The sequence below is a fragment of the Brevundimonas sp. D3-1P genome (assembly GCF_055809335.1).
This window is the reverse complement of the sequence record NZ_CM147908.1, coordinates 2,674,001-2,700,287: the sequence shown is the minus strand read 5'-3', so window position 1 is coordinate 2,700,287 and position 26,287 is coordinate 2,674,001. Positions and strand designations below refer to the sequence as shown.

Here is a 26,287-nt window from a genome sequence, read left to right as displayed (position 1 = left end):
CGGCATGGCCATTGGTGTTTTCGACTCCGGCGTGGGCGGCCTGACCGTCCACCGCGCCCTGACCCGGCGCTTCCCCCAGCGGGATTTCGTCTATCTGGCCGATCAGGCCCACGCCCCCTATGGCGGACGCGGCGGCGAGGACATCGTCGAACTGACCCGGGCGGGGTGCGAGCGTCTGTTCGACGCCGGCGCCTCCCTCGTGGTTCTGGCCTGCAACACCGCCTCGGCCATCGCGCTGCGCCGCCTGCAACAGACCTGGCTGCCGGGTCTGCGCGAACGCCTGGGCCGCCCCGTCAATATCCTGGGCATCATCGTGCCGACCATCGAGGCGGCCACCGGCAAGCCCTGGAGCTTCGAGGCCGAACGCCCGCGGGAGGGCGAAAAGGTCGCCTCCATCGACATCACCGGCGTATTCTGCACCGCCGCCACCGCCATCAGCCGCGTCTACGAGATCGAGATCGACAAGCGCCGCGAGGACATCGCCGTCTTCTGCGAGCCCTGCCCCGGCCTGGCGGGCCTGATCGAACTGGGCGCCCCGGCCGAGGAGCTGAAGGTGGTGATCGACGACCATGTCGATGCGCTGCGACGCCGCATCGGCCGCCACCCCGACAAGGCCATACTGGGCTGCACCCATTACGAGATCGTCGCCGAACTGTTCGCCCAGGCCCTGCCGGCGGGCACGACGCTGATCGAACAGCCGACGGCGGTGGCCGAGGCGCTGGACCGCTATTTCAAGGCGCACCCCGAATACGACCTGGGCGACAGCGGCCGCCGCGACTTCCTGACCACCGGCCAGGCGGGGCCGCAGTCGGAACTGGTGTCCCAGTTCTGGGGCGCGCCGCTGACGTTCGAACAGGCGTAAGGGCTCAGCACCCCGGACAGTCGGGCAGACGTTCGGTCTCCAGCTGCAGCGTCGTATGGCCGATGGCGTGGCGGCGCGCGACCGCCTGGGCCTCGCCGATCAGGGCCGCCCCGTCCGCCCGGTCGTGGACCAGGTGCGCCGTCAAGGCCGTCTCGGTCGTCGACAGGGCCCAGACGTGCAGGTCGTGCACCGCCCGAACGCCCGGCAGGGCGACCAACGCCTTTTCCAGCCCCGCCACGTCCACGCCGCTGGGCGCGCCGTCCAGGGCCAGATTGACCGAATCCTTCAGCAGCCCCCATGTGGACCACAGGATGACCGCCACGATCGCCAGGCTGACGATCGGATCGACCACCGACCAGCCGGTCGCCATGATCAGCCCGCCCGCGACCACCACGCCTAACGACACGCCCGCATCGGCCATCATGTGCAGATAGGCCCCCTTGGCGTTCAGGTCGTGCTGGGACCTCATGAACAGAAGCGCGGTGCCCAGGTTGATGACGAAGCCGATCCCCGCGACCGCCATGATCACGCCCGACCCGACCGGCGCCGGTTCGTTGAAACGCCGCACGGCCTCGAAGGCGATGGCCCCGCAGGCGAAGATCAGCAGCAGCGCATTGCCCAGCGCCGCCAGCACGGTCGCCTTGCCGAAGCCATAGGTCCGCCGGCCGCCGGCCGCCCCGTGCGCGCCGCGCCGCGCCAGCCAGGCCGCCCCGCCCGCCATGGCCAGACCCAGCACGTCGGACAGATTGTGGCCCGCATCGGCCAGAAGCGCCGTGGAATCCGCGATCAGCCCCGCCCCGAACTCGCAGGCGACGAAGATCAGATTGACGACCAGCCCGACCGCATAGCGCCAGTCGCCGGTGTCGACCGGGCCGTGGCCGTGCCCCCCGTGGCCGTGAGCGTGGCTGTGACCATGACCGTGGCCATGGGCGTGCGAACGCCCGTGACCGTGATCGGCATGATCGTAGTCGTGGTCATGGTCGTGATGGGCGGCGTTCATGGCTCGCCTATACGCCCTTTGCGCATACAGCCAAGCCGCTACTTGATAACGCCTTGAATGTTATCATGTAATATCAGTGCTGATGCATGGCCACGATCAGGCCCAGGGCGATCAGGGCCAGGCCCAGCACCGCCCCCTCGTAACGCGCCCATCGCTCCAGACGCAGGATCGAGGCGCCGGCGCTGGCCAGGGCCGTGAACAGCGCCATGCCCGCGACGGTGCCGACGGCGAACACCAGGGTCAGCAGGGCCAGGGCCCCGATCCCCGCCGAGGCCGAAGACAGATAGATGGGCAGCAGCACCTCGCCCGGCGACACCGCCATCATGGCGACCAGGCCCCAAAAGGCGGCCTTGTCCGACACCGCCGGATCCGGCGTCTCGACCGCCGGGCCGCCGGCCAGGACGGGACGCCGCAGGGCCGACCGCGCCAGATAAAAGGCCCCGAACAGGAACAGCAGCACCGCCGCCAGGTGGGGCAGGATCCCTCCGATCCACTGGTCCAGCGCCAGGCCCGCCGCCACGATCAGGCCGCCGACCACCGCCGTCGTGGCGATGTGGGCCAGGCCCGCCGCCGTCACCGCCAGCAGGATGCGGCGGGGCCGCCAGCCCTGCGCTCGCCCGACCAGGGTGAAGGGCAGCCAGTGGGTCGGCAGGGCCGCGTGCAGGAAGGCCGCGACGAAGCCGCCGCCCAGCAGGGACAAGAGGACGGACTGTTCGGCGGCGGGAGACATGACGCCGCCTATAGCGTGTTACTTTATAACGGTCGAGCCGAATTCGACATCAAAGCCAGTCGGCGAACGGCTCGCGGTCCAGCATCTCCTCATAGGTCGGGCGCGGTCGGATCACGGCCCACTGATCGCCGTCCACCAGAACCTCGGGCGCCAGGGGCCTGCTGTTGTATTCGCTGGCCATGACCGCGCCATAGGCTCCCGCCCCGGTGAAGACCACCAGGTCCTCGGCCTTCAGCGGCGCCAGGGCGCGGTCGCGCGCGAAGGTGTCGCCCGTCTCGCACACCGGCCCGACCACATCGTAGGCCAGGGTCTGGCCGCCGCGCGGAACGACCGGCCGGATGTCGTGGAAGGCGTCGTAGAGCGCCGGCCGCATCAGGTCGTTCATCGCCGCGTCCAACACCAGGAACCGGCGCCCGTCCGAGCGTTCGTTGACCTGGATCACCTGGCTCAGCAGCACCCCGGCGTTGGCGGCCAGCAGCCGCCCCGGCTCGAACGCCGCCTCGACGTCCAGCCCGTCCAGCACCCGCGCCGCCATGGCGACGTAACGGGCCGGGGACGGCGGCTCGACCCCGCCGGAATAGGGCACGCCCAGCCCGCCGCCCAGGTCCAGCCGCGTCACCGCATGACCCTGGGCGCGCAAGGCCCGCGTCATCTCGGCCAGGACCGTGAAGGCGGCCTCCAGCGGGGCCAGGTCGGTGATCTGGCTGCCGATATGGCAGGCCAGGCCGACCGGCGTGACATGGGGCGAGGCCGAGGCCTGGGCGTACAGATCCATCGCCCCTTCCACCGGCACGCCGAACTTGTCGCCCTTGCCACCCGTGGTGATCTTGGCGTGGCCGCCCGCACCCACATTGGGATTGACGCGGACGGCGATGGCAGGCGCCGCATCCATCATGGCCGCCACCGCGATCAGACGATCCAGTTCGGCGCCGGATTCGACGTTGATCTGGCGCACCCCCACGCTGATCGCGAACGCCATCTCCACATCGGTCTTGCCCACGCCCGAGAAGATGATCCGGTCGGCCGGCACGCCCGCCGCCAGGGCCCGGCGGATCTCGCCTTCCGACACGGTGTCGGCGCCAGACCCCAGTTTGGCCAGGGTGGCCAGGACTGACAGGTTGGAGTTGGCCTTGACCGCAAAGGCGATCAGGGCCTCGCCCAGGGCGTCGCGATGCGCGTCGGCGGCGGCGCGTAGCAGGCCGTAGTGCCGCTTCAGCGTCGCGGTCGAATAGACATAGGCGGGCGTGCCCACCTCGTCGGCGATCAGCTCCAGCGGCACGCCCTCGGCATGCAGGGCCCCGTCCTTCAGGTCGAAATGGTGCAAGGTCTATCGCGGATCGTTCTGGGCGGCGCCGGCGCCGATGGGATTGGACGGGCCGCCGTCGATCGGCACGCTGCTGGACGGGCGGTTCATCGTCGCCGGCTCGGGCAGGTGCGGGGCGCGGCTGTCGCGCGGCGCGCGCTCGGTCTGGCGCACCGGCGATTCCAGGTCCGCCATCCGCCCGCAGGCCGAGGTCAGCAGGGCGAGCGCGCCCGCGAGGATCAAAGTCTTCTTCATAGGCGGCTTCTCCAATCGGCGATGCGCGCGCGGACCTGTTCCGGCGCGGTTCCGCCATAGCTTTGTCGGCTTTCGCAGGAAGCCTGGGCGGTCAGCACCTTGTAAACCGCTTCCGTGATCCCCGGCTCCAGTTTCTGCATCTCGTCCAGCGGCAGTTGCGCCAGGTCCACGCCCAGCGCCTCCGCCCGCTTCACCGCGGCGCCCGTCACATGGTGCGCCTTGCGGAACGGCAGGTTCAGTTCGCGCACCAGCCAGTCGGCCAGGTCGGTGGCGGTGGAAAAGCCCGCGCCGGCTGCGGCGGCCATCCGTTCGGTGTCAGGCTGCAGGGCCGAAACCATGGCCGTCATGGCGTTCAGCGCCAGGTCCAGGGCGTCGAACGCCTCGAACACCGGCGGCTTGTCCTCCTGCATGTCCTTGGAATAGGCCAGCGGCAGCCCCTTCATGACGGTGGACAGGGCCACCAGCGACCCCATGATCCGCCCGGTCTTGGCCCGCACCAGTTCGGCGGCGTCGGGGTTGCGCTTCTGCGGCATGATCGAAGAGCCGGTGGTCAGGTCGTCGGGCAGGGCGGCGAAACCGAACATCGGCGTCATCCACACCACGATCTCCTCGGCCAGGCGCGACAGATGGCCCGCCGTGATCGAGGCGGCGGCCAGGCTTTCCAAGGCGAAGTCGCGGTCCGACACCGCGTCCAGGCTGTTGGCCATCGGGCGGTCGAAGCCCAGTTCCTGCGCCGTCATCCAGCGGTCGATGGGGAAGGGCGACCCCGCCAGGGCGGCGGCGCCCAGCGGGCTTTCGTTCATGCGCGCGCGGGCGTCGGCGAAGCGACCGGCGTCGCGGCCGAACATCTCGACATAGGCCATCAGATGGTGGCCCAGCGTCACCGGCTGGGCCGTCTGCAGATGGGTGAAGCCGGGCATCAGGTCGCCGGCGTGCTGTTCCGCGCGGTTCAGCAACGCGGTCTGAAGCGTCTTTAACTGGGCGGCCGACCGGTCGCAGGCGTCGCGGACCCACAGGCGGAAATCCAGCGCCACCTGGTCGTTGCGGCTGCGCGCCGTATGCAGCCGCCCGGACGGCTCGCCGATCAGTTCGTTCAGCCGCGCCTCCACATTCATGTGGATGTCCTCGAACTGGTCGCGGAAGGGGAAGACGCCGCTTTCGATCTCGGCCTCGATGGCGTCCAGCCCGCCCAGGATGGCCTCGGCGTCCGCCGGCTGGATGATTCCTTGCTTGGCCAGCATCCGGCAATGGGCGCGCGATCCGGCCAGGTCCTGGCGCCACAGACGCTGGTCCACGCCGATGGAGACGTTGATGGCCTGCATGATCTCGGCCGGGCGCGACGAAAAGCGTCCGCCCCACATGTCTTGACCCGCCGGCTTCGCCGGCGCAGTCGAACCGGCGGATGGCATGGCGTCGGCGGGAACGGATTGGGTCATGAGCGGCTCTAGGAAGGCGATCTGGGCGGTGGTCGGCGCGGTCGTGGTGGTCAGCACCATCGCCGGCGCCGGCGGCATGGCGATGTCGCTATACGCCAATCATCGCCAGAAGGCGCAAATGCAAGAGGCCGCAACCGCCGCCGCGACGCCGAAAAGCGACCTGGCGCGCTTCGCCGCCGGTCCGCTGGCCGCGCTTTCCACCCCGGCCCGGGCCGAAACGGCCCCCGAATACGCCTTCCGCGACCGCACCGGCACGGCCGTCCGCTTCTCGGCCTTTCGGGGCAAGGTGGTGGTCGTGAACCTGTGGGCCATGTGGTGCGCGCCGTGCAAGGCGGAGATGCCGACGCTCCAGGCGCTGGCGAAAGCCTATGCGGCGAACCCGGACCTGGTCGTCCTGCCGATCAATGTGGATGCGACGCCGGAAGCCGCGGCCGAGGCCAGGCGTTTCCTGGACGATCACGCCCCCCTGCCCTTCTACAGCGACATCCGCTTCCAGCTGCCGTTCGAATTCCCCGCCAAGGGCGCCATGCCGCAAACCATCGTCCTGGATCGCCAGGGCCGTATCCGCGCGGCCATGGCGGGCGAAGCGGACTGGTCCAGCCCCCAGGCCCGCGCCCTGATCGACGCCGTGCTGGCGGAAGGGCCGCAGCCGGCGGCGCCCCCCGCCTAATCGGCCTTAGTTCCTGGCCGGGACGCGTTCGTCCTTGGCGGGATCGATCGCGCCCGGCTTGCCTTCGGCGGCGGCCTCGGCCTGTTCGCCTTCCAGCTTGTCGGCGACCTTGCCGGCGCCGGTCTCGACGGCCTGGGCCGCCTTCATCGCCCCGCCCTCGATCACCTCGCCGGCCTGCGACGCCACATCCGCCGTCTTGTCGGCGGCGGCCTCGGCATGGGCCTCGGTCTTTTCCTGCTCGGCCTGGGTGCAGGCGGCGGCGCCCAGCGTCAGGGCGGCGACGGCGGCCAGCAGGGCTTGGGTTCGGATCGTCACGGCGAAACTCCGGTCGAGGTTGGAAGATCGACGGGAAACGCAGCACAATGGCGCAGGTTGCCTCCGGGCCTCACGACGCCTTTCGGACATTGGGAACAGAAGCGCCCGGCCGCTGTTTCACCTCCATGGCGCGACGCACGACCAAACCCCGTGTCCTGAAAAGCAAACGCGGCGTGGTCCTGTTACTGCTCGCCTTGGCGATCATCTTCGCTCTGCTTTACTTCGGAGTCGGCGCGACAGCCTTCTTCAGGACCCAGCCGCCGCCGATGTGATCCTTGGCTCTGCTGAATGCGGATAGGGTTGGTGACTGGAGGCGGGATCGAACCGCCGACCTGTGGGTTATGAATCCACCGCTCTAACCATCTGAGCTACCCAGTCCCGGGCGTCGCGGGGCCGGAGCCGGCCGCGAAAGAGGCGTGCCTATATCGCCGTCGGGGGCTGTGTTCAAGTCATCTCACGTCAGATCATGCGTCGATAGGGCGCACGACCGGGGCGCACGGGAACGGTAACGCTGGCCCTGCCGTTTTCGCTCGATAATCCTTTCGCCTTTCGGAGCCTGCGCCATGCGCCTGATCGTCGCCGCCGCCTCTACGTCCTTGCTCGTGCTCGCCGCCGCCTGCGGGGCGAACGGCGAAAGCGCCGAGACCACGTCCCAAAGCGGCGGGCCGCTGGAGACGCGGCCGGCCAGCAATCCCGACCAACGGCCGGCCTTCCCCGGCCAGACCCGCGCGCCGGCGGTCAAGACCGAACAGGCCATGAGCCATACGGTCGTCGCCTCGGGCCTGGTCCATCCCTGGGGTCTGGCCGCCCTGCCGGACGGCCGCTGGCTGGTGACGGAAAAGCCCGGCCGGATGCGCCTCGTCACCGCCCAGGGCCAGGTCGGCGAACCGATCCAGGGCCTGCCCGCCGTCGATGCGCGCGGCCAGGGGGGCCTGCTGGACGTGGTCGTCAGCCCCGGCTTCGCCCAGGACCGGATGATCTACTGGAGCTATTCCGAACCAAGGGAGGGCGGCAACGCCACTTCGGTCGCGCGCGGGCGCCTGTCCGACGACGGGTCGCGGATCGAGAGCGTCCAGGTCGTGTTCCGCGCCCTGCCGGTCTATGACGGGGACAAGCATTTCGGCTCGTCCCTGGCCTTCGCGCCGGATGGCAAGCTGTTCGTGACCCTGGGCGAACGCTCCGACAAGCCGATGCGGCCCCAAGCCCAGGACCTGGGCTCGCACATGGGCAAGACCATCCGCATCAACGCCGACGGCTCCGTCCCCTCCGACAATCCGTTCGTCGGCCGCGCCGGCGCCCGGCCCGAAATCTGGAGCCTGGGCCACCGCAACGTCCAGGGGATCGCCGTCCAACCGGGAACCGGCGCGATCTGGACCGTCGAACACGGCACGCGCGGCGGCGACGAGGTCAATATCGACAAGGCCGGCCTGAACTACGGCTGGCCCGACGCGGCCTATGGCGTCGAATACGCCGGGGGGCGGATCAACAGCGGCGCGACCCAGGCGCCAGGCACGGAACAGCCTGTTTACTACTGGGATCCGGTGATCGCGCCGGGCGGGGCGACCTTCTACCAGGGCGCCATGTTCCCCGGCTGGAACGGAAACCTGCTGGTCGCGGGCCTGAAGGAAAAGCACATCGCCCGACTGGTGATCGAGGACGACCGCGTCGTCGGCGAGGAGCGTCTGCTGACCGATCTGGGCGAGCGGGTCCGCGACGTGGCGGTGGCCGCCGACGGCGCCGTCTGGGCCGTCACCGACGAACAGGACGGCAAGCTGGTCAGGCTGGCGGCGACGCAGTAGATTTCACCCTAGGGGGAACGAGCCGGCGCGCGCGCGTCCCATAGGGAGCAATCGACCATGCGTATCCTGATCCTCTCCACAGCCCTCGCCCTGCCGCTGCTTGCGGCCTGCGGCACGACCGGCGGCGTCAACCGCTATCAGCAGGAGATGGACGCCCTGGAGGCCGCCTGCGCCCGCGACCAGGGCATCCTGGTCCCGACCGGCGTCCAGACCGGCCGGCCGCAGACCGAATACGCCTGCAAGATCACCGGCGGCGCGAGCCGCATTCCCCGCGCCGACTGAGCCCGGCGCCGATCCGCGACGACGGGTCGGACGGGCGTCCGGCCGTCGCCCCTTCCTGTCCTTCCCGTCGTCGCGAACGCCGCCCATCCTAGCGGGAGATCACACGGCTTATTACTTGACGTTGACGTAAACGTAGGGTTCTTGGCGTCCACGCTTGGAACCGTCCTCCCCTCAAGTCGCGCGACACCGCGTGTCGCGCATAGGGGACAAAAATGGAGACCCACTCCCATGGCTGACGCCTATATCTACGACGCAGTCCGCACCCCGCGCGGCAAGGGCAAGAAGGACGGCTCGTTGCACGAGATCACCGGCCTCAGCCTGGCCACCCAGGTTCTTCAGGCGCTGCGCGACCGCAACGATCTGGACACCTCCAAGGTCGACGACGTCATCCTGGGCTGCGTGACCCCGGTGGGCGAACTGGGCGCCGACATCGCCCGCACCGCCGTGCTGTCGGCCGGCTGGTCCCAGGACACCGCGGGCGTCCAGGTCAACCGCTTCTGCGCCTCCGGCCTGGAAGCCGTGAACATGGCCACGGCCAAGGTGAAGTCCGGCGAGGCCGACTTCGCCGTCGGCGGCGGCGTCGAGGTCATGAGCCGCGTGCCGATGGGTTCGGACATGGGCGCCTGGCCGACCGACCCCTCCTCGGCCTTTCCGACCTATTTCGTGCCGCAGGGCGTCTCGGCCGACATGATCGCCACCAAATACGGCTTCAGCCGCGACGACGTGGACGCTTATTCGGTCGAAAGCCACAAGCGCGCGGCCAAGGCCTGGGCCGAGGGCCGGTTCAACAACTCGGTGATCGCGGTCAAGGATCAGCTGGGCCTGACCATCCTGGACCATGACGAGACGATTCGTCCGAACACGGACATGCAGGCCCTGGGCGGCCTGAATCCCTCTTTCGCCATGATGGGCGAGATGGCCTTCGACAGCGTGATCAACCAGCGCTACCCCGAGGTGGAGCGCGTGAACCACGTGCACACGCCCGGCAATTCGTCGGGCATCGTCGATGGTTCGGCCGGCGTGCTGATCGGCTCGCTGGAAGCCGGCCAGGCCCTGGGCCTGAAGCCGCGCGCCAAGATCCTGGGCGGCGCCTCGATCGGTTCGGAGCCGTCGATCATGCTGACGGGGCCTGAGTATGTGACCCGCAAGCTGCTGGGCAAGCTGGGCATGACGCCCGACGACATCGACCTGTGGGAGCTGAACGAGGCCTTCGCCGCCGTCGTCCTGCGCTATATGCAAGCGCTGAACATCGACCACGCCAAGATGAACGTGAACGGCGGCGGCATCTCGATGGGCCACCCCCTGGGCGCCACCGGCGCCATGATCACCGGCATCGCCCTGGACGAGTTGGAACGCTCGAACAAGTCGACCGCCCTGATCACCCTGTGCATCGGCGGCGGCATGGGCACCGCCACGGTGATCGAGCGGATTTGATCGCGCGCCTGTCCTCCCTTTCACCGTCACCCTAGGCCTTGTGCCTAGGATCCAGACTCCCAGGCGGTGGAGTATGATCGGCAGGCGTTTGAGTTTCTGGATCCTCGGCACAAGGCCGAGGATGTCGGGTTTCAAAAAGGGCGCGACCTGCGGACAGGCCGCCCGCTGAAAAAGGCAGGATCGCCAAATGGAAAACTTCAAGATCGACGTCGACGCCGACGGAATCGCCCTGGTCACGTTCGACGTGCCGGGCCGTTCGATGAACACCCTGACCTCCTCGGTCATGGCGGAAATCCCGCAGCTGGTCGAACGCATCAAGACCGACGACGCCATCAAGGGCGCCGTCATCACCTCGGGCAAGGCGTCGGGCTTCTGCGCCGGGGCGGACCTGGGCGACATGGCCGGCGGCGTGCTGTCGGGCGGCGGCGACCTGCAGAAGGCCTTCGACGCCGGCTGGGCGCTGAACGGCGCCTTCCGCGCGCTGGAGACCTCGGGCAAGCCGATCGCGGCCGCGATCAACGGCCTGGCCCTGGGCGGCGGGCTGGAGTTCACCCTGGCGGCCCACTACCGCGTGGTCGAGAACGACAACAAGATCCAGCTGGGCCTGCCCGAGATCAAGGTCGGCCTGTTCCCCGGCGGCGGCGGCACCCAGCGCCTGACCCGCCTGGTCGGCGTCCAGAACGCCATGATGGCCATGAGCGAGGGCAAGTCCTTCCGCCCCAACGACGCCAAGGGCGCCGGCATCGTCCATGAGGTCGTCGAAAAGGGCCAGTCGGTCGAGGCCGCCAAGGCCTGGATCAGGAACGGCGGCAAGGCCGTGCAGCCGTGGGACGACAAGTCGTTCAAGCTTCCCGGCGGCGGCCCCTATCATCCGGCCGGCATCCAGAACTTCATGGTCGGCAACGCCATGCTGCGCAAACAGTCCTACGGCAACTATCCGGCCGTGGTGAACCTGATGAAGGCGGTCTACGAGGGCGCCCAAGTGCCGATGGACGCGGCGCTGCGGATCGAGACCCGCTACTTCATCAAGACCCTGATGACGCCTCAGGCCCAGGCGATGATCCGTTCGCTGTTCCTGTCCAAGCAGGAGCTGGACAAGGGCGCGGTGCGCCCCAGTGGCGTGCCCAAGTCCGATCCGAAGAAGGTCACGGTCATCGGCGCCGGCATGATGGGCGCCGGCATCGCCTATGTTCAGGCCATGGCCGGCATCGAGACCATCCTGATCGACCAGACACAGGAAGCCGCCGACAAGGGTAAGGCCCATGTCGAGGAGCTGCTGAAGAAACGCCTGTCGCGCGGTCAGCTGACGCAGGAGAAATACGACGCCCTGCTCGGCTCGGTCACGGCCACGACGGACTACGACCTGATCAAGGGATCGGACCTGGTGATCGAAGCGGTGTTCGAAAACCGCGAGATCAAGGCCGACGTGACCAAGCGCGCCGAGGCCCAGCTGGCCGACGGCGCGGTGTTCGGCTCCAACACCTCGACCCTGCCGATCACCGGCCTGGCCGAGGCTTCGGTGCGGCCTGCGGACTTCATCGGCATCCACTTCTTCTCGCCCGTCGACAAGATGATGCTGGTCGAGATCATCCTGGGCGAAAAGACGGGTCAGGCCGCGATCGCCAAGGCGCTGGACTATGTGCTGAAGATCAAGAAGACGCCGATCGTCGTCAACGACAGCCGCGGCTTCTACACCTCGCGCTGCTTCTCCACCTTCCTGATGGAAGGCATGGCCATGCTGGAGGAGGGTTACGGCCCGGCCCTGATCGACAATGTCGGGCGCATGACCGGCATGCCGCGTGGTCCGCTGGAGATGCACGACGACGTGGCCCTGGACCTGTCGTACAAGATCGCCAAACAGACCCGCCAGGACCTGGGCGACAAATACGTCCCAACCGAAGGCGAGGACATCGTCGCCAAGATGGTCGAGGGCGGACGCTTCGGCCGCAAGAACGGCAAGGGCTTCTACGACTACGATCAGAAGCCCAAGACGATCTGGAAGGGTCTGGGCGAACTGGCGCCGACCACCAAGGGCATCGACCAGCCGGAAGCGCCGACCGCCTTCGCCCAGATCGACGAGCTGAAGACGCGCCTGTTGTACCGCCAGGCGGTCGAGGTCGCCCGCTGCTGGGAAGAGGGCGTCATCGACGACCCGCGCGAGGCCGACCTGGGCGCCATCCTGGGCTGGGGCTTCGCGCCCTGGACCGGCGGCCCGATCAGCATGATCGACGGCATCGGCCTGGCCAGGTTCGTCAAGACGGCGGACCGCCTGGCCGCGACCTACGGCGACCGCTTCAAGGTCCCGCAGCTTCTGCGCGACATGGCGGCCAAGAACGAGACCTTCTACGGCAAGTTCGCGCCCGAGAAGGCCGCCGCCTGATCGGTAGCGGACATCCACAGACGATGGAACGGGCGGCCTTCGGGTCGCCCGTTTTCGTTTAAAAGGCGTTGTTAGCCGCTGTACGCCAGGATCACGCGTTTCTCAGCCGGAGCCACGATGACGACGCTCCCACCTCGCCCATGGGCGTAAAACGCGTTGTCAGAACTTATGATGGCATTGACCCGCGACACGGTTTTCGGATCGAGTTTGCAGCGGAAATCATTGCGATCCAGGAAGGCCCCAATGCCGGGCTCGCGGCCGCAGTTATGCTCCCCATGTTCAGACCACAATGGAACGATCGGAGTGCGCTTCCAGTCCCAGTAAGTTCGACGCTCATTCGCCTTCCGCTGAGATGCATTCACCAGCACCTGGCTTTCAGAAGCGTCAGACAGATAAGCCAATCCTCCGTCTTCAATCTTTGAAAGCGAAGCCTTCTCCAGCCGATATATGATCAGTCCGACCTCGTCGGCGCCGGGCCCGAAGCCCCAAGCCGCTTGCTTACGATATTCGATCCATCTTGCCTCGACGCCATGAGGCAAGACGCTTTGATACCAGACGTACTGGTAGGTTTGCCAACCCACGAGAGGCGCGCAGACCAAGAGGGCGAGCAAAGCCAGACACCCAAAGCGGTTTCGCATGGCCATCGTTATTGCGCGGCCCTGGGCCAATCGCAATCGCCCCCCCCCAGACAAGAGAAAGACCCGCCCGACACGAGGTCGAGCGGGTCGCTCCGCCGCTCTTCGCGGGGTCGGTGGCGGGTCGCTAGGGGCGACGGAGTAGCGGTGAAAAGACCTGACCGAGACCAGGACAAACTCTGACAGTCCGCCCAGCCTCGGATGCTGGCGTCAGCCTTCCAGATCCTGGCCTTCGTCCGGCTCGGGCGCGCCCAGCAGTTCGTCGGCGATCTTGTTGGTCGAGGCCCGCACGGCCTTCTCGATCGAGGCGGCGATGTCGGGGTTCTGCTTCAGGAACTCGCGCACATTCTCGCGGCCCTGGCCGATCCGGGTCGAATCGTAGCTGAACCAGCTGCCCGACTTCTCGATCACCCCGGCCTTGACGCCCAGGTCGATGACCTCGCCCAGCTTGGAGATGCCCTCGCCGTACATGATGTCGAAGATGACCTCGCGGAACGGCGGGGCGACCTTGTTCTTGACCACCTTGACCCGGGTGGTGTTGCCGACCACCTCGTCGCGGTTCTTGATCGCGCCGGTGCGGCGGATGTCCAGGCGCACCGAGGCGTAGAATTTCAGCGCGTTTCCGCCCGTGGTCGTTTCCGGCGAGCCGTACATCACCCCGATCTTGTGGCGGATCTGGTTGATGAACAGCACGATGCACTTGGACTTGGAGATCGAGGCCGTCAGCTTGCGCAGCGCCTGGCTCATCAACCGGGCCTGAAGACCCGGCAGGCTGTCGCCCATCTCGCCCTCGATCTCGGCGCGCGGGGTCAGGGCCGCGACCGAGTCGATGACCACGATGTCCACGGCGCCCGAACGCACCAGGGTGTCGACGATCTCAAGCGCCTGCTCGCCCGTGTCGGGTTGCGACACCAGCAGGTCGTCCAGGTTCACGCCCAGCTTCTGGGCGTAGACCGGGTCCAGCGCGTGTTCGGCGTCGACGAAGGCGGCGACCCCGCCCTTCTTCTGCACCTCGGCGACCGTGTGCAAAGCCAGGGTCGTCTTGCCCGAGGATTCGGGGCCGAACACCTCGATCACCCGGCCGACCGGCAGACCGCCGATGCCGAGCGCCATGTCCAGGCCCAGCGAGCCGGTCGAGACGCTCTCGATCTCGTTGACCTGCCCGGCCTTGCCCAGCTTCATCACCGAGCCCTTGCCGAAGGCGCGGTCGATCTGGGCGATCGCCGCCTCCAGGGCGCGTTGCTTGTCGCCGTCGTCCTTGCCCACCAGTTTCAATGCCGCCTGTGAAGCCATCGCCTTCGTCTCCCTTGCCATGATTCCCGTCAAAAGCCTGGGAGAGACCCGCCATGGACCCGCCCCCGTTTCGTGAGACGGACTATGTGCATGGTTTGTTCCGGTTCACAAGATGTTCTCCTCGATCAAAACAGGAACATCGCGGAAAGGCGACCGTTTCTGACGCAGGCCGCTCGCTCAGGCGATCAGCCGCGCGCCCAGCCCGACGGCCAGGCCGCCTAGAAGAAGGCCGCCGGCGATCAGGCCCAGGGTCCTGGCGCCCGCCGCGGAGGCCGGGGCCAGGGGGCGCGCCATGACGACGACCAGGAGCGCGATCACGCCAAGCACGCCGGGCAGGTCCATGCCGACCGCCAGAAAAACGCCGTGCCCCTGGGCCAGCAGCCAGCCGCCCGCCCCGGCCGTCGCAGCCGCCGCCGGGAGCGGCGCCGTCCAGCCCGGCAGCCGGTCGGAGATCAGGGCCGCGCAGGCCGCCGCCAGCGCCGCGATCAGGCCCGGCCAGATCAGGAGGAAGGCCGCCAGGGGCGCCAGCGCCTGAACCCCGGCGCCCAGGATCAGCACCAGGACGATCAGACCCAGCCAGCCGCCCCACGGCGTCGCCGGCGCCCGGCGCGGCCACAGGCCGAGGACCACCGCCAGCGCCGCCGCCCCCAGCAGCACCGGATCGACGCCCCCCAGCGCCGTCGCCAGGACCGCCGCCGCGACCAGTCCGCCCGCCAGCATCCGCCCTCCGCCCCGTCCCGCGATCACCAGCAGGGCCAGTCCCGCCAGCGCCAGGGCCGCCCCCGCCTCCAGCGCCGGCAGGCGGCGCAGCAGGGTGTGATAGGTCTCCGGCGCCGAGGCCGGGCCGCCCATCGGCCCCGCCAGGACGCGCACAGCCTGGCCCACGACCACGGCGGCGGCCATCAGCCACAGCCCGTCCGCCGCCCCGCGCGCCGCCGACCAGGCGCTCAGCCCGCTCGCCCGACGCGCCCGCCACGCGGCCCAGGCGGCCGCCAGGCCCGCCGCCGCCAGCAAGACCCAGCCGATCGGGGGCGGATGCGAGACGACGAACTGTCCGAAGACGTCGGCGTAGACGGCGTCCTGCGTCGCCTGGGGCAGGGTCGGCGCCCGCAGCCAGGCGTCGGCGGTCTCCAGCGCCTGCGACCCGATATGCTGAAGACTGCCCTGGTCCAGCGCCTGGGGCGTCGAGGCCGGCGAATGATACTGGTCCGGTCGTCCAATGAAGGCCAGGTTGATCCCCGCCAGCCCCCTGTCCGCCGCCACGGTGAAGTCCGTGCCGTTCGGCATCAGCCGATAGACGAAGACGGCCAGGGCGTTGCTGGACGGCCCGCCGGTCGCGTCGCGCGTGGCCCGGGCGTAGGCCGCGATGGTCTGCGCATTGCCCGGCCCCGTCTCGAACATCATCGCCCGGCCGCCGCCGCCCCGCGCCTCCAGATTGACCACGGCGCCGACCCGGTCGCGCCACGGATGGGCGCCGAAAAAGGCCCGCGCCCCGTCCAGGTTCAACTCCTCCGCATCGGTCAGCAGCACGATCAGGTCGCGATTCGTCCCGCCGCGCGCCTTGATCGCCCGCACAGCCTCCAGGATGGCCGCCACGCCCGCCGCATCGTCGGCGGCGCCGGCGGAGCCGGGGACGCTGTCGTAATGGGCCATCGTCAGCACGGCCGGCAGGGCCGGATCGCGTCCAGGCAGGACGCCGACGATGTTGGCGGCCTCTAGCCCCCGCGCGCTGCGGCCTTCGCGTTCGATCCGCCGGACGGCGCGCGGCGACAGGGGGCCGGTCTGTATCTGCGGGTCCAGGCCCAGGGCCGTCATCCGCCGGACCAGATAGGCCTGGACGCGCGCGTGATCCGCCGATCCGACCGGATGGGGCGCCTGGGCGATGGCGCGGACGTCGATCATCGCCCGCTCGGCGGAGAAGGCCTGGGCGGGCGTGGCGGCGGATCGCGGCGCGGGCGTCCGGCTGGACGCCACGGCCAGGCCCAGGGCGACCGCCAGGGCCGCGAACAACAGGATCAGCCGCATTGGTCTTCTCCCCACGTCCGCCGCCCAGTCAGCCCCCTCGCGGCGTGCGGCGCAAGGGGAGATCGGCGCGGGGGGCTTCAGCGATGGACGACGTTGCGGGCCGCCAGATTGCCGGTCGCCCCGTCGCCGTCCTCGGCGCTGGATCCGAACGGATAGCCCCGGTCGGCGCCGCAATAGGGCCGGCGGCCTTCGCGCGATCCGATCACCACCGCGCGCGGCCGCAGCCAGCCGGCGCCGGTGAAGACATTGTCCGTGATCTGATTGTAGGACGGCGTCTGGTGACGGATCACGCCGTCCTCGCCGCAGTTGCGGTACAGGAACACCCCGCCCCGGCCGCCCAGGGCCAGCCGATTGCCGACGATGCGGTTCGCGCCCGATCCGTCCACGGCGATCTGCTCGCGCCCGGTGCGGATGTCGAAGTCGTTGTCCTGGATCAGGGCGCCGGCGCTCTCGGCGTCCAGATAGATCGCCACCGAGGTCGACCGGCCGGAAAAGCGCGAGCGGCGGACCGTGACGCGCGTCACGCCGGGCCCGACATAGAGGGGGATGGTCCCCGCCCCCTGGAAGCGGATGCGGTCCAGGACGACGCGGGTCGGCGCCGCCGCCTGGGCCGCCAGGGTGTGGCCGGCGGTGCGCGACGAGGCCAGCAGGTCGCGCATCGACCCGCCCGCCCCCATGCCCCAGACGCGCACATTGCCCAAGACGCCGCAGTTGCGGATGGCGATGTCGGTCGGGCGCGACCAGCCGCCGTTCTCGGGCCTCGACCAGACGGCGACCGTGGGGGCGGCGGTCGTCGCCCGGCCCGGCGCGCGGATTTCTCCCCCGCCGCAATCCAGAACCGCGCCGGACGCCGCCTGGCCTTCGATCAGGACGCGGCGGCGGATGTCGCGCCCGGCCAGTTCGGCCCGGCAGGTCAGCCGATAGGGCAGGTCCGACGGCGTGGTCAGGTCCGCCGTCTCCCGGGCCGTGCACGGCCGGGCGGCGGGCAGGTCGGGCGGCGCGGCCTGCAGCGTCAGGGCGAGCGCGAGCCAGCCGGCCATCGCTAGGGTAGGACGGCGGCCAGGGCCTCGCGTTCGGCCGCGCAGCCCGGATTGGTCAGGCCCGTCGCGCGAGCGGCGGCCAGTTCGACGCGCGCCTCCGCCATATCGGCCTGGAAGGCGGGGCCTGCGACGGCCTGGGCGGCGACCTGTCGGCCGATGGCCTCGCCCGCCGCCACGTCGCTGGGATAGTGCATGGCGCAGACCAGGCGGCTGACCCCGATCTGGCGGCCTATGCGGCGCACGGCCTCGGCCCGATCCGGCTCCAGCGCCGCGAACGCCTCGCCATAGGCCGTTGCGACCGCCGCCGTCCCCGACGGATAGGAGCCGCTGCGCCGCGCGGCCGCGTCCAGGGTCTGGCAGGCGCGGCGTGCGGGATCGTCCGCGACCGGGCGCGGGCGGGTCTGACGCGCCTTGACCTGTTCGGCGACGCTGGCCGCGTCGTGAAAGAGGCGTCCCATCATCCGGTCCAGCGCGGGCGTCCGCCCCGCCGCCTGGGCCGATCCCAGCCGCACCCCCAGGGCGCAGTCGAAATGCTGCAGCCCGAGGGGGGGCCGCACCTCGGCGTGGGACGTGGCCAGGAGCCAGCGATCCCCGTCCTCCAAGGCGACGTAGCGGGCCGAGGCCGCCTTGTCCGCCTGGTCCTGGGGAGAGCCGGCGGCGGGCGGCGGGGGGATCGCGGCCGCCAGACCGGCCAGGACGCCCGCCGACAGATAGCCTTCCGCCGGGATGGTCGCGATGGGTCTTTGCGCGCCGGCGCAGGCGGCCAGGACGAAGACGACGCCCGCCGCCGAAATCCGCCGGGCGGTGCGGGCGATCACGATCCGGCGCTCCAATTCATATGCACCGAGGTTCCGCCCTCGGGGCTGGGGGCCGCCACGACCTGGAGCGACGGCCCGTCCGGCCGATCGCCCGCCGCCCCGTAGGCGCGCGCCTCGCCCTGGTTCATGCCGGTGACGGACCTGAGCCCGGCGGCCTCGGCCCGCTCGCGATAGAAGGCCACGACCTGGTCGGGCGAGGCGTCGGTGGTGAAGGTGAGCAGCCCTCCCGGTCCGGCGGCGCCGTCCGCGCTCAGGGGCGCGCCCTGCACCTGGGCGCCGGGATACAGGACGGCGAAGGCCGGCGCGCCGCCGTCGGGCGCGGGCGTCGGGGCCGGCGTTGGCGTCGGGGCCGCGGCCGAAGCGGGGCCGGTCTCGACCTCGGCGGCGGGCGGCCCTGCCGCATCCGTCCCGGCGGGCGGAGCCGGCGCCTTGGCCCGGTCGCAGCCGGCGAGGCCGAACAGAACAACGGCGGAAACCACCGCCAAACGAAGCGTCATCGAAGAAGCGTCCCTGGACCGAAGGGTCTAAGCGCCACCGTGGCGCAGGCTTGCGGCGGCGGCAAGGCGGCGCGCGCCTATTCCTCGCGCCCGCCCTCGGCCGGATCGCCGCCCGGCCCTTCGAAATCCCGTCGCGACCCCGCGATCGCGCCCGGTTCGGCGTCGGACGGCGAATCCGGGTCGGCGGCGTCGCGGCCTTCCTGGGCCAGGGTTTCGTTGATCCGGCGCGAATCCGAGTCGTCGTCCGAACCGCCGGCCGAGCCGCCGCGCAAAGACCCCGCGCGCGTGTCCGAGCCCGAATCGCTGCCGTCCAGGGCGTCGATCAGGGTGTCGCCCTTGCGGCCCAGATCGGGTTTCTCGCCCATGTCGGCGGCTTCGCGGGCGTCGTCGCATTCCGTCTCGGGCTTGGGGGTTTCGGGCGTGTGGAAATCGGCGTGCGTCATGGCGCGGCTCTTTCATGGTGGAGACGATCTAAAGCGCCCCACCCGGTTGCGGTTCCCGCGCCCGCGCCCTTGAACCCGGCGCGCCAGCCCCGATCTAGGCGGTATGATCCCCTTCTCAGTTCTCGACCTGTCGGCCATCGTCGAGGGCGGCGACGCCCGTCGCGCCCTGGACGAGACCCTGGCCCTGGCGAAGGCCGCCGACCGCCTGGGCTACCGGCGGTTCTGGCTGGCCGAGCATCACAACATGCCGGGCATCGCCAGCGCGGCGACCGCCATCGTCATCGGCCATGTGGCAGCGGGAACCGAGCGCATCCGCGTCGGCTCGGGCGGCGTCATGCTGCCCAACCACGCCCCGCTGGTCGTGGCCGAGCAATTCGGCACGCTGGAGACGCTGTTTCCGGGCCGGATCGACCTGGGCCTGGGCCGCGCGCCCGGCACGGACGGCGCCACCGCCCGCGCGCTGCGCCGCTATTTCGAGGGCGCCGACCAGTTTCCGCGCGACGTGGTCGAACTGATCCAGTGGTTCGAGCCCGCGTCCGAGAACCAGCCGGTCCGCGCCGTGCCGGGCGCCGGACTGCGCGTGCCGATCTGGCTCTTGGGCTCCAGCCTGTTCAGCGCCCAGCTGGCCGGCCAGCTGGGCCTGCCCTACGCCTTCGCCAGCCATTTCGCGCCCGAACTGCTGCTGGAGGCCCTGGCGCTTTATCGGCGCAGCTTCACCCCCTCCGACCGCCTGGCCCGGCCCCACGCCATGGCCGCCGTCAACGTCTTCGCCGCCGACAGCGACGAAGAGGGCGTGCGTTTGTCCACCTCCATGCAGCAAAGCTTCGCGCGCCTGTCGACCGGCAAGCCGGGCAAGCTTCCGCCGCCCGTCGACGACATCGCCGCCGTCCTGACGCCGCAGCAGATCGAGGGCGCCAGGAGCCGCCTGATCTATTCCGCCGTCGGCGGACCCGAGACGGTGAAGAAGCAGCTGGCCGACTTCATCGCTTTGACCGGGGTGGACGAACTGATGATCACCGGCATGATGTTCGACAACGCCGCCCGCATCCGCAGCCTGGAGATCGTCGCCGAGGCGCGTGCGCTGCCCGCAGCCTAAACCCCGAGCGGCAGGCCGACCAGAAACTCCAGCAGCAGCGCATTCACCTCGTCCGCCCGCTCCTGCTGGATCCAGTGGCCCGCGCCCTGCAAGACCACCGACCGGGTCAGGTTCGGAACCCAGGTCGTCAGCTCCGCCTCGGCCGTTCCCGCGTAATGGCGCACCGGGTCGTCCTGGCCGACGACGAACAGGGCGGGCCGATCGATCTTCCGGTCCTGCAAGAAGGCCGTCAGCGACCAGTTCAGGTCCAGCGCCCGGTACCAGTTCAACGGCGCGTCGAACCCGCCGGCGGAGAACGCCTGCACATACTCCTGGAAATGATCCCGGCTCATCCACGGCGGCAGGGTCGCGTCGTCGGGGATCGTGTCCAGCAGGGCCGCGCCCTCGGGCATGAAGCCGGTCGAGCGCCGATCGGCCGGGGTCGCGCCGTCATAGGCGTGGAACAGCTTCCTCAGCGTCGTGGCCGTATCCGCCTCCAGCGCCCGATGGGCGTCCGGCGCCTGGAACCGCACGATATAGAGATCGCCCAGTCCCGCCCGCTTCGTGATCGCGGCCATGGCCGTCGTCGGCGGCCCCTTGCAGCGGCGCGGCTGGAACGGCACGGACAGGCCCGCCACGCCGCGGAACACGTCGGGCCGCAACAGGGCGCAATGCCAGGCCACCGGCGCGCCCCAGTCGTGGCCGATCACGACGCAGCGCGTCTCGCCCAGCGCGCGGACCAGATCGACCATGTCCCCGACCAGGTTCAGGATCGAATAGGCGTCCAAGCCGTCCGGCTTGTCGGTCCCGCCGTAGCCCCGCATGTCGGGGGCGACGGCATGATAGCCCGCCTCGCCCAGCGCCTGGACCTGGGCGCGCCAGCTGACGCCCAGTTCGGGAAAGCCGTGGATCAACAGGACCAGCGGCGCGTTGTCGGTCTCGAACCCGTCTTCCAGCACCTGTTGGACAAGGCCGTCGGTCTTGATAAGCCGCGTTCGCATTTCCAACTCTTTCGGCGGCGTTTTCGCCGCTCTCTCAAGCCTAGAAGGACGGACATGACCCGCCTCGTCACCTTCGCCGACGGTACGACCGTTCCCGCCCTGGGCCAAGGCGCCTGGGAGATCGGCGACGATCCCGCCAGGCGCGACGCGGAGCAGCAGGCCCTCGCGCGCGGCATCGACCTGGGCATGACCTTGATCGACACGGCCGAACTGTATGGCGACGGCCGCTCCGAGCGCCTGGTGGGCGAGGTCGTCGCCGGCCGCCGCGAAGAGGTCTTCATCGTCTCCAAAGTCCGGCCCGAGAACGCCTCGGAGATGAAGATGATGCTGTCGTGCGAACGGTCTCTGGAGCGGCTGAAGGTGGACCGGCTGGACCTCTATCTGCTGCATTGGGAGGGCCATGTCCCGCTGGAGGAGACGGTCGAGGCGTTTCGCGAACTGGTGGACGAGGGGATGATCGCCCGCTGGGGCGTGTCCAACCTCGATCTGGACGCGATGGAGCGGCTGATGCGGATCGAAGGCGGCGAGGACTGCGCCGCCAACCAGCTTCTCTACAACCTGGGTTCGCGCGGGGTGGAGTTCGACCTCCTGCCCTGGATGCAGGCGCGCGACATGCCGATGATGGCCTATTCGCCGCTGGGACGCGGCGGCCTTCTGGAGCATCCGCTGATCCTGGACATCGCCAACCGCCACTCGGCCGAGCCGGCCCAGGTGGCCCTGGCCGCCGTCCTGCGCCACGACGGGGTCATCGCCATTCCCAAGGCCAGTTCGGTCGAACACGTCGAGGCCAACGCCGACGCCCTGGACATCCAGTTCGATCTTGAAGACCTCGAACGGCTGGACGCGGCCTTCCCGCCGCCGAAACACGCCGTGCCGCTGGATATTATCTGAGAACCGCGATCGTCATTCCGGGGCGTCCGCAGGACGAACCCGGAACCCAGGAAGGCATCACCGACAGAATGAATCGCCGACCGTGCGGCGGTCTTGGGTTCCGGGTTCCTCGCTTCGCGCGGCCCCGGAAAGACGATACGGCGGCGGATCAGCCGCCCGCGATCACCCCCAGCAGCCGCATCCGTTCATCGTCCTCATAGGGAACCGCCGGCCCTCGGCCCCAGACCGGATCGGGCCACAGGGCGTCGTCGCGACGACGCCCCACGACATGCACGTGCAGTTGCGCCGTCACGTTTCCGATGGCCCCGACGTTCAGCTTCTCGACCTCGCCCAGCCGCCGCGCCAGCGCCCCGGCGCGCACCGTCTCCGCCATCAGCATGGCCCGCTGACCGACGCCGAGGTTCTCCAGCTCCACCGCCCCCTCGACGCGCGGGATCAGAATCAGCCAGGGAAAACGCGCATCGTCCTGAAGCCGCACATGGCACAGCGGCCATTCGGCGGCGGGGACCGATCCGGCGTCGAAGGCCGGGTCTGGACGAAAGTCGGTCATGGGAGCCTCCGCGACAGGGTTCCCCCAGCCTTGCAGCGCCGCCTTTGCGGGTCTAGACCGCCCGCACGATTAATCCCCATTTCGCACACGCAATAAACGGAGACATCCATGGCTCGCGCGAAGATCGCCCTCATCGGCGCCGGCATGATCGGCGGAACCCTGGCCCACGTGGCCGCGCGCGAAGCCCTGGGCGACGTGATCCTGTTCGACATCGCCGAAGGCACCCCGCAGGGCAAGGCGCTGGACATCGCCGAAGCCTCGGCCGTCTTCGGCCAGGACGTGGCCCTGAAGGGCGCCAACGACTACGCCGACATCGCGGGCGCCGACGTCTGCATCGTCACCGCCGGCGTGCCGCGCAAGCCGGGCATGAGCCGCGACGACCTGATCGGCATCAATCTGAAGGTCATGAAGGCGGTCGGCGAAGGCATCAAGGCCCACGCCCCGAACGCCTTCGTCATCTGCATCACCAACCCGCTCGACGCCATGGTCTGGGCCCTGCAGAAGTTCTCAGGGCTCCCCAAGGAGAAGGTCGTCGGCATGGCCGGCGTGCTGGACAGCGCCCGCTTCGCCTACTTCCTGGCCGAAAAGACCGGCGTGTCGGTTCAGGACATCCACGCCTGGACCCTGGGCGGCCACGGCGACGACATGGTGCCGATGGTGCGTCACTCGACCGTCGGCGGCCTGCCCCTGCCGGACGCCGTCGCCGCCGGTTTCCTGTCGCAAGCCGACCTGGACGCCATCGTCGAGCGCACCAGGAAGGGCGGCGGCGAGATCGTGGCCCTGCTGAAGACCGGCTCGGCCTTCTACGCCCCGGCTGAATCGGCCATCGCCATGGCCAAGTCCTATCTGCTGGACCAGAAGCGCGTCCTGCCCTGCGCCGTCTGGCTGTCGGGCGAATACGGCCTGTCGGACCTCTACGTCGGCGTCCCGGCCCTGATCGGCGCCGCCGGCGTCGAGAAGGTGGTCGAGTTCACCACCAACGACGAGGAAAAGGCGATGTTCGAAAAGTCCGTCGCCTCGGTCCAGGGCCTGCTGCAGGCCTGCAAGGACATCGATTCCTCGCTGGCCTAGGCCACGCCTCCATCTCATGACGAAGGGCCTGCGGATCGCTCCGCAGGCCCTTATTCTTTTTCCCTTCCCCGCAGGGAGAGGGAAACCTAATCCCGGACGTGCGCCAGCCAGTCCTTGCTCTGCATCTCGTTGAAGCGGGACACGGTGCGTTCGAACTCGAACGCCCCCACCCCCTCGGTGTAGAGCGCCTCGGGGCGGGCCGCCGCCAGGACGATCAGCCGGGTCTTGGCCTCGTAAAGGGCGTCCACCAGCGTCACCAGCCGCCGCGCCTCGTGGTGATTGGCCGAGCTCAGGATCGGCACGTCCTCCAAAAACAGGGTGTGGAACCGCCGGGCGACGGCCAGATAGTCCTGCGGCCCCAGGGGTCTGGCGCACAGTTCCGCGAACGTCGCGCGCGCCATGGACCCGACCGTGCGCTCGATCTTCACGTCGCGGCCCAGGACGGTCAGGTGCGCGGGCTCCTCTGGCTCCCCGCCCTTCAGTTCGCGCCACAGGTCCTCGAACCCCGCCCGGTCGTCGGGCGTGTGCCAGACCTGGGCCGAGGTCATCCGGTCCAGCCGCCAGTCGCGCGCCCCGGCCGTCTCGACCACCACGCACCGCTCGCGGATGATGTCGATGAACGGGGTGAACAGCTGGCGATTGACGCCGTTCTTGTACAGGTCCTCCGGCGCCCGGTTGGAGGTGATGGCCAGCACCACCCGATCCTCGAACAGGGCCTCGAACAGGCGGCCCAGGATCATGGCGTCGGCGATGTCCGTCACCTGCAACTCGTCGAAACACAGCAGCCGCGCCTCGGACGCGATCAGCCTGGCGACGGGCGGAATGGGATCGTCGCCCCCCTTGCGAGAGTGCTGTGTTCCGAACACGGCCTTCCTCGTCTTCGCATCCCCCTCGCGCCATTGGCGCACCAGGTCGTGGATGCGGGCCATGAAGGCGTGGAAGTGGGCGCGGACCTTTCGCGGCTCCGGCGTCGCCGAATAGAACAGGTCCATCAGCATCGACTTGCCGCGTCCCGGCGGACCATAGAGATAGATCCCCCGCACCTCCGGCGCCTTGCCGAACAGGCCGAGCTTTTTCGCCAGGTCGGTCTCCAGCCGCTCCAGCGCCGCGATGACGCTTTCCTGCGCCGGATCGGGCGTCAGCACCCCCTCTTCCACACGGATGTCGTAGGCGTTGCGGATGCGGGAGGTCATGGGAGCGTTGCTTAACGGTCCCTCCAGCGAAAAGCGATTGCTTCGCGGCTGCGAACGCCTAATTGCACACACACCACAATCCGCGCTCAAGCAGCGAGACCCCGCGGGTCGAGCGGTAGCGCGTCCGAAGGACAACGAAAAAATGGGTTATCGCGTCGCCATCGTCGGGGCCACGGGCAATGTGGGCCGTGAGATGCTCAACATCCTGGAAGAGGTCGAATTCCCCGTCGACGAAATCCACGCCATCGCCTCGCGCAAGTCCAAGGGGGTCGAGGTCTCGTTCGGCGACAAGACCGTCAAATGCCAGGACATCGAACAGTTCGACTTCGCATCAGTCGACATCGTCCTGATGTCCGCGGGCGGCGCGGTGTCGCGCGAATGGTCGGAAAGGATCGGCAAGGCCGGCCCCATCGTCATCGACAACTCCTCGGCCTTCCGCAAGGACGCGGACGTGCCGCTGATCGTGCCCGAGGTGAACCCCGACGCGGTCAAGGACGCGAAGAAGAAGAACATCATCGCCAACCCCAACTGCTCGACCGCCCAGCTGGTCGTGGCCCTGAAGCCGCTGCACGACGCGGCCAGGATCAAGCGGGTCGTGGTCTCGACCTACCAGTCGGTCTCCGGCGCCGGCAAGGAAGGCATGGACGAGCTGTGGAACCAGACCAAGGCCATCTACGGCCTGGGCGACGCCACGCCCAAGAAGTTCCCCAAGCAGATCGCCTTCAACGTCATTCCCTACATCGGTTCGTTCAACGAGGACGGCTCCACCGACGAGGAGCAGAAGATGTGGGACGAGACCCACAAGATGCTGGACCCGTCGATCAAGCTGACCGTGACCTGCGTGCGCGTGCCGGTCTTCGTCGGCCATTCGGAGGCCGTGACGGTCGAGTTCGACCGCCCCATCGAACCCGACGAGGCCCGCGCCCTCCTGCGCGAGGCGCCGGGCGTCCTGGTCGTCGATAAGCAGGAGCATGACGGCTACATCACCCCGGTCGACGCGGCCGGCGAGTTCGCCGTCTATGTCAGCCGCATCCGCAAGGATCCGACGGTCGAGAACGGCCTCAGCTTCTGGGTCGTGTCCGACAACCTGCGCAAGGGCGCGGCTCTGAACGCGGTCCAGATCGCCCAGCTTCTGGACGAGACGGGCGTGATCAAGTCGTCGTCGGGATATCGGTCGATCACGGTGTGATTTTCGACTTCGTCATCCTCCGGCAAGCGCGCCTTCGCGGCGCAGACCGGGAGACCCAGCGGCGCGCGTGAGCGCGAACCTGTCGCGGACCGGCTTTTCA

At 69.3% G+C, this 26,287-nt stretch carries 26 protein-coding genes and 1 tRNA gene; 10 read left to right on the top strand and 17 right to left on the bottom strand.

The annotated features are described in order from the left end of the window. The first annotated feature begins 4 nt into the window (after window positions 1-4). Window positions 5-862, top strand: a complete 858-nt coding sequence (locus AC0L6G_RS13625; RefSeq protein WP_293827715.1) for a glutamate racemase — start codon at window positions 5-7, stop codon at window positions 860-862. A gap of 4 nt (window positions 863-866) precedes the next feature. Here the strand turns inward: AC0L6G_RS13625 and AC0L6G_RS13620 are convergent, their stop codons facing one another. The 5 genes from AC0L6G_RS13620 to argH form a co-directional block, all read right to left on the bottom strand. Beyond that, complete coding sequence (locus tag AC0L6G_RS13620; RefSeq protein WP_293827714.1) at window positions 867-1,862, bottom strand: cation diffusion facilitator family transporter; 996 nt, start codon at window positions 1,860-1,862, stop codon at window positions 867-869. Between the two features lie 73 nt (window positions 1,863-1,935). Further along, window positions 1,936-2,592, bottom strand: a complete 657-nt coding sequence (locus tag AC0L6G_RS13615) for a hypothetical protein (protein WP_293827712.1) — start codon at window positions 2,590-2,592, stop codon at window positions 1,936-1,938. Window positions 2,593-2,641: 49 nt separating this feature from the next. Further along, window positions 2,642-3,916: a diaminopimelate decarboxylase gene (gene lysA, locus AC0L6G_RS13610; RefSeq protein ID WP_293827710.1), complete on the bottom strand. Its 1,275-nt coding sequence runs from the start codon at window positions 3,914-3,916 to the stop codon at window positions 2,642-2,644. A 3-nt stretch (window positions 3,917-3,919) separates the two neighbouring features. Beyond that, window positions 3,920-4,150, bottom strand: a complete 231-nt coding sequence (locus AC0L6G_RS13605; RefSeq protein ID WP_291540043.1) for a hypothetical protein — start codon at window positions 4,148-4,150, stop codon at window positions 3,920-3,922. Then, window positions 4,147-5,511, bottom strand: coding sequence for an argininosuccinate lyase (argH, locus tag AC0L6G_RS13600; RefSeq protein ID WP_293827722.1), 1,365 nt, complete (start codon window positions 5,509-5,511; stop codon window positions 4,147-4,149). The genes AC0L6G_RS13605 and argH overlap by 4 nt, the downstream gene beginning before the upstream one ends. Window positions 5,512-5,584: 73 nt before the next feature. Between argH and AC0L6G_RS13595 the strand changes: the two genes are divergently transcribed. Further along, window positions 5,585-6,256 (top strand): TlpA family protein disulfide reductase, encoded by a 672-nt coding sequence (locus AC0L6G_RS13595; RefSeq protein ID WP_291540044.1) that lies wholly within the window; start codon window positions 5,585-5,587, stop codon window positions 6,254-6,256. Between the two features lie 6 nt (window positions 6,257-6,262). On the opposite strand, the gene AC0L6G_RS13590 is transcribed toward AC0L6G_RS13595, so the two are convergent. Next, window positions 6,263-6,571 carry a hypothetical protein gene (locus tag AC0L6G_RS13590; protein ID WP_293827709.1) on the bottom strand — a complete coding sequence of 103 codons (309 nt, stop codon included), beginning with the start codon at window positions 6,569-6,571 and terminating at the stop codon, window positions 6,263-6,265. 301 nt (window positions 6,572-6,872) lie between these two features. Next, window positions 6,873-6,949: transfer RNA gene (locus tag AC0L6G_RS13585), tRNA-Met, on the bottom strand. Window positions 6,950-7,134: 185 nt separating this feature from the next. Here AC0L6G_RS13585 and AC0L6G_RS13580 point away from each other — a divergent pair. The 4 genes from AC0L6G_RS13580 to AC0L6G_RS13565 all read left to right on the top strand — a co-directional run bounded on the left by AC0L6G_RS13580 (window position 7,135) and on the right by AC0L6G_RS13565 (window position 12,466). Further along, window positions 7,135-8,370 (top strand): PQQ-dependent sugar dehydrogenase, encoded by a 1,236-nt coding sequence (locus AC0L6G_RS13580; RefSeq protein WP_293827708.1) that lies wholly within the window; start codon window positions 7,135-7,137, stop codon window positions 8,368-8,370. Between the two features lie 57 nt (window positions 8,371-8,427). Next, a complete protein-coding gene (locus AC0L6G_RS13575) occupies window positions 8,428-8,652 on the top strand; it encodes a hypothetical protein (protein WP_291540051.1) in 225 nt (74 codons plus the stop codon). Between the two features lie 228 nt (window positions 8,653-8,880). After that, the gene (locus AC0L6G_RS13570) at window positions 8,881-10,086 is read left to right on the top strand and encodes an acetyl-CoA C-acetyltransferase (protein WP_293827707.1); all 1,206 of its coding nucleotides are present in this window, start codon (window positions 8,881-8,883) and stop codon (window positions 10,084-10,086) included. Window positions 10,087-10,273: 187 nt separating this feature from the next. After that, window positions 10,274-12,466, top strand: a complete 2,193-nt coding sequence (locus AC0L6G_RS13565) for a 3-hydroxyacyl-CoA dehydrogenase NAD-binding domain-containing protein (RefSeq protein ID WP_293827706.1) — start codon at window positions 10,274-10,276, stop codon at window positions 12,464-12,466. A gap of 71 nt (window positions 12,467-12,537) precedes the next feature. Here the strand turns inward: AC0L6G_RS13565 and AC0L6G_RS13560 are convergent, their stop codons facing one another. The 7 genes from AC0L6G_RS13560 to AC0L6G_RS13530 all read right to left on the bottom strand — a co-directional run bounded on the left by AC0L6G_RS13560 (window position 12,538) and on the right by AC0L6G_RS13530 (window position 19,217). Beyond that, window positions 12,538-13,134, bottom strand: coding sequence for a hypothetical protein (locus AC0L6G_RS13560; protein ID WP_293827705.1), 597 nt, complete (start codon window positions 13,132-13,134; stop codon window positions 12,538-12,540). A gap of 177 nt (window positions 13,135-13,311) precedes the next feature. After that, window positions 13,312-14,394, bottom strand: a complete 1,083-nt coding sequence (gene recA, locus AC0L6G_RS13555) for a recombinase RecA (protein WP_291540135.1) — start codon at window positions 14,392-14,394, stop codon at window positions 13,312-13,314. A gap of 177 nt (window positions 14,395-14,571) precedes the next feature. Beyond that, on the bottom strand, window positions 14,572-16,419 hold the full coding sequence (locus AC0L6G_RS13550) for a M20/M25/M40 family metallo-hydrolase (protein WP_293827704.1): 1,848 nt from the start codon (window positions 16,417-16,419) through the stop codon (window positions 14,572-14,574). A 77-nt stretch (window positions 16,420-16,496) separates the two neighbouring features. Further along, the gene (locus AC0L6G_RS13545; RefSeq protein ID WP_293827703.1) at window positions 16,497-17,459 is read right to left on the bottom strand and encodes a right-handed parallel beta-helix repeat-containing protein; all 963 of its coding nucleotides are present in this window, start codon (window positions 17,457-17,459) and stop codon (window positions 16,497-16,499) included. Between the two features lie 2 nt (window positions 17,460-17,461). After that, on the bottom strand, window positions 17,462-18,277 hold the full coding sequence (locus AC0L6G_RS13540; protein WP_473252477.1) for a phosphatase PAP2 family protein: 816 nt from the start codon (window positions 18,275-18,277) through the stop codon (window positions 17,462-17,464). Next, window positions 18,274-18,774 carry a hypothetical protein gene (locus tag AC0L6G_RS13535; protein ID WP_293828206.1) on the bottom strand — a complete coding sequence of 167 codons (501 nt, stop codon included), beginning with the start codon at window positions 18,772-18,774 and terminating at the stop codon, window positions 18,274-18,276. The genes AC0L6G_RS13540 and AC0L6G_RS13535 overlap by 4 nt, the downstream gene beginning before the upstream one ends. A gap of 77 nt (window positions 18,775-18,851) precedes the next feature. Beyond that, window positions 18,852-19,217, bottom strand: a complete 366-nt coding sequence (locus AC0L6G_RS13530; protein ID WP_293828204.1) for a ribonuclease — start codon at window positions 19,215-19,217, stop codon at window positions 18,852-18,854. Between the two features lie 103 nt (window positions 19,218-19,320). Between AC0L6G_RS13530 and AC0L6G_RS13525 the strand changes: the two genes are divergently transcribed. Further along, window positions 19,321-20,313 (top strand): LLM class flavin-dependent oxidoreductase, encoded by a 993-nt coding sequence (locus AC0L6G_RS13525; protein WP_473252476.1) that lies wholly within the window; start codon window positions 19,321-19,323, stop codon window positions 20,311-20,313. On the opposite strand, the gene AC0L6G_RS13520 is transcribed toward AC0L6G_RS13525, so the two are convergent. Beyond that, window positions 20,310-21,293 carry an alpha/beta fold hydrolase gene (locus AC0L6G_RS13520; protein WP_293828202.1) on the bottom strand — a complete coding sequence of 328 codons (984 nt, stop codon included), beginning with the start codon at window positions 21,291-21,293 and terminating at the stop codon, window positions 20,310-20,312. The genes AC0L6G_RS13525 and AC0L6G_RS13520 overlap by 4 nt on opposite strands. Before the next feature lie 54 nt (window positions 21,294-21,347). Between AC0L6G_RS13520 and AC0L6G_RS13515 the strand changes: the two genes are divergently transcribed. Then, window positions 21,348-22,184: an aldo/keto reductase gene (locus AC0L6G_RS13515; RefSeq protein WP_293828200.1), complete on the top strand. Its 837-nt coding sequence runs from the start codon at window positions 21,348-21,350 to the stop codon at window positions 22,182-22,184. Between the two features lie 148 nt (window positions 22,185-22,332). Here AC0L6G_RS13515 and AC0L6G_RS13510 read toward each other — a convergent pair whose 3' ends face one another. Then, window positions 22,333-22,734, bottom strand: a complete 402-nt coding sequence (locus tag AC0L6G_RS13510; protein ID WP_293828198.1) for an HIT domain-containing protein — start codon at window positions 22,732-22,734, stop codon at window positions 22,333-22,335. Between the two features lie 108 nt (window positions 22,735-22,842). Between AC0L6G_RS13510 and mdh the strand changes: the two genes are divergently transcribed. Then, window positions 22,843-23,805: a malate dehydrogenase gene (gene mdh, locus AC0L6G_RS13505; protein WP_293828196.1), complete on the top strand. Its 963-nt coding sequence runs from the start codon at window positions 22,843-22,845 to the stop codon at window positions 23,803-23,805. Window positions 23,806-23,891: 86 nt separating this feature from the next. Here mdh and zapE read toward each other — a convergent pair whose 3' ends face one another. Continuing rightward, a complete protein-coding gene (gene zapE / locus AC0L6G_RS13500; RefSeq protein ID WP_473252475.1) occupies window positions 23,892-24,998 on the bottom strand; it encodes a cell division protein ZapE in 1,107 nt (368 codons plus the stop codon). Window positions 24,999-25,140: 142 nt separating this feature from the next. On the opposite strand from zapE, the gene AC0L6G_RS13495 reads away from it, so the two are divergent. Continuing rightward, on the top strand, window positions 25,141-26,187 hold the full coding sequence (locus AC0L6G_RS13495; protein WP_291540113.1) for an aspartate-semialdehyde dehydrogenase: 1,047 nt from the start codon (window positions 25,141-25,143) through the stop codon (window positions 26,185-26,187). The last annotated feature ends 100 nt before the right edge of the window (window positions 26,188-26,287 follow it).

Coding starts and splice junctions, on each gene's coding strand:
- AC0L6G_RS13625 (WP_293827715.1), top strand. CDS start 5: ATGGCCATTGGTGTTTTCGACTCCGGCGTGGGCGGCCTGACCGTCCAC.
- AC0L6G_RS13620 (WP_293827714.1), bottom strand. CDS start 1,862: ATGAACGCCGCCCATCACGACCATGACCACGACTACGATCATGCCGAT.
- AC0L6G_RS13615 (WP_293827712.1), bottom strand. CDS start 2,592: ATGTCTCCCGCCGCCGAACAGTCCGTCCTCTTGTCCCTGCTGGGCGGC.
- AC0L6G_RS13605 (WP_291540043.1), bottom strand. CDS start 4,150: ATGAAGAAGACTTTGATCCTCGCGGGCGCGCTCGCCCTGCTGACCTCG.
- argH (WP_293827722.1), bottom strand. CDS start 5,511: ATGTGGGGCGGACGCTTTTCGTCGCGCCCGGCCGAGATCATGCAGGCC.
- AC0L6G_RS13595 (WP_291540044.1), top strand. CDS start 5,585: ATGAGCGGCTCTAGGAAGGCGATCTGGGCGGTGGTCGGCGCGGTCGTG.
- AC0L6G_RS13580 (WP_293827708.1), top strand. CDS start 7,135: ATGCGCCTGATCGTCGCCGCCGCCTCTACGTCCTTGCTCGTGCTCGCC.
- AC0L6G_RS13575 (WP_291540051.1), top strand. CDS start 8,428: ATGCGTATCCTGATCCTCTCCACAGCCCTCGCCCTGCCGCTGCTTGCG.
- AC0L6G_RS13570 (WP_293827707.1), top strand. CDS start 8,881: ATGGCTGACGCCTATATCTACGACGCAGTCCGCACCCCGCGCGGCAAG.
- AC0L6G_RS13565 (WP_293827706.1), top strand. CDS start 10,274: ATGGAAAACTTCAAGATCGACGTCGACGCCGACGGAATCGCCCTGGTC.
- recA (WP_291540135.1), bottom strand. CDS start 14,394: ATGGCTTCACAGGCGGCATTGAAACTGGTGGGCAAGGACGACGGCGAC.
- AC0L6G_RS13550 (WP_293827704.1), bottom strand. CDS start 16,419: ATGCGGCTGATCCTGTTGTTCGCGGCCCTGGCGGTCGCCCTGGGCCTG.
- AC0L6G_RS13545 (WP_293827703.1), bottom strand. CDS start 17,459: ATGGCCGGCTGGCTCGCGCTCGCCCTGACGCTGCAGGCCGCGCCGCCC.
- AC0L6G_RS13535 (WP_293828206.1), bottom strand. CDS start 18,774: ATGACGCTTCGTTTGGCGGTGGTTTCCGCCGTTGTTCTGTTCGGCCTC.
- AC0L6G_RS13530 (WP_293828204.1), bottom strand. CDS start 19,217: ATGACGCACGCCGATTTCCACACGCCCGAAACCCCCAAGCCCGAGACG.
- AC0L6G_RS13525 (WP_473252476.1), top strand. CDS start 19,321: ATGATCCCCTTCTCAGTTCTCGACCTGTCGGCCATCGTCGAGGGCGGC.
- AC0L6G_RS13520 (WP_293828202.1), bottom strand. CDS start 21,293: ATGCGAACGCGGCTTATCAAGACCGACGGCCTTGTCCAACAGGTGCTG.
- AC0L6G_RS13515 (WP_293828200.1), top strand. CDS start 21,348: ATGACCCGCCTCGTCACCTTCGCCGACGGTACGACCGTTCCCGCCCTG.
- AC0L6G_RS13510 (WP_293828198.1), bottom strand. CDS start 22,734: ATGACCGACTTTCGTCCAGACCCGGCCTTCGACGCCGGATCGGTCCCC.
- mdh (WP_293828196.1), top strand. CDS start 22,843: ATGGCTCGCGCGAAGATCGCCCTCATCGGCGCCGGCATGATCGGCGGA.
- zapE (WP_473252475.1), bottom strand. CDS start 24,998: ATGACCTCCCGCATCCGCAACGCCTACGACATCCGTGTGGAAGAGGGG.
- AC0L6G_RS13495 (WP_291540113.1), top strand. CDS start 25,141: ATGGGTTATCGCGTCGCCATCGTCGGGGCCACGGGCAATGTGGGCCGT.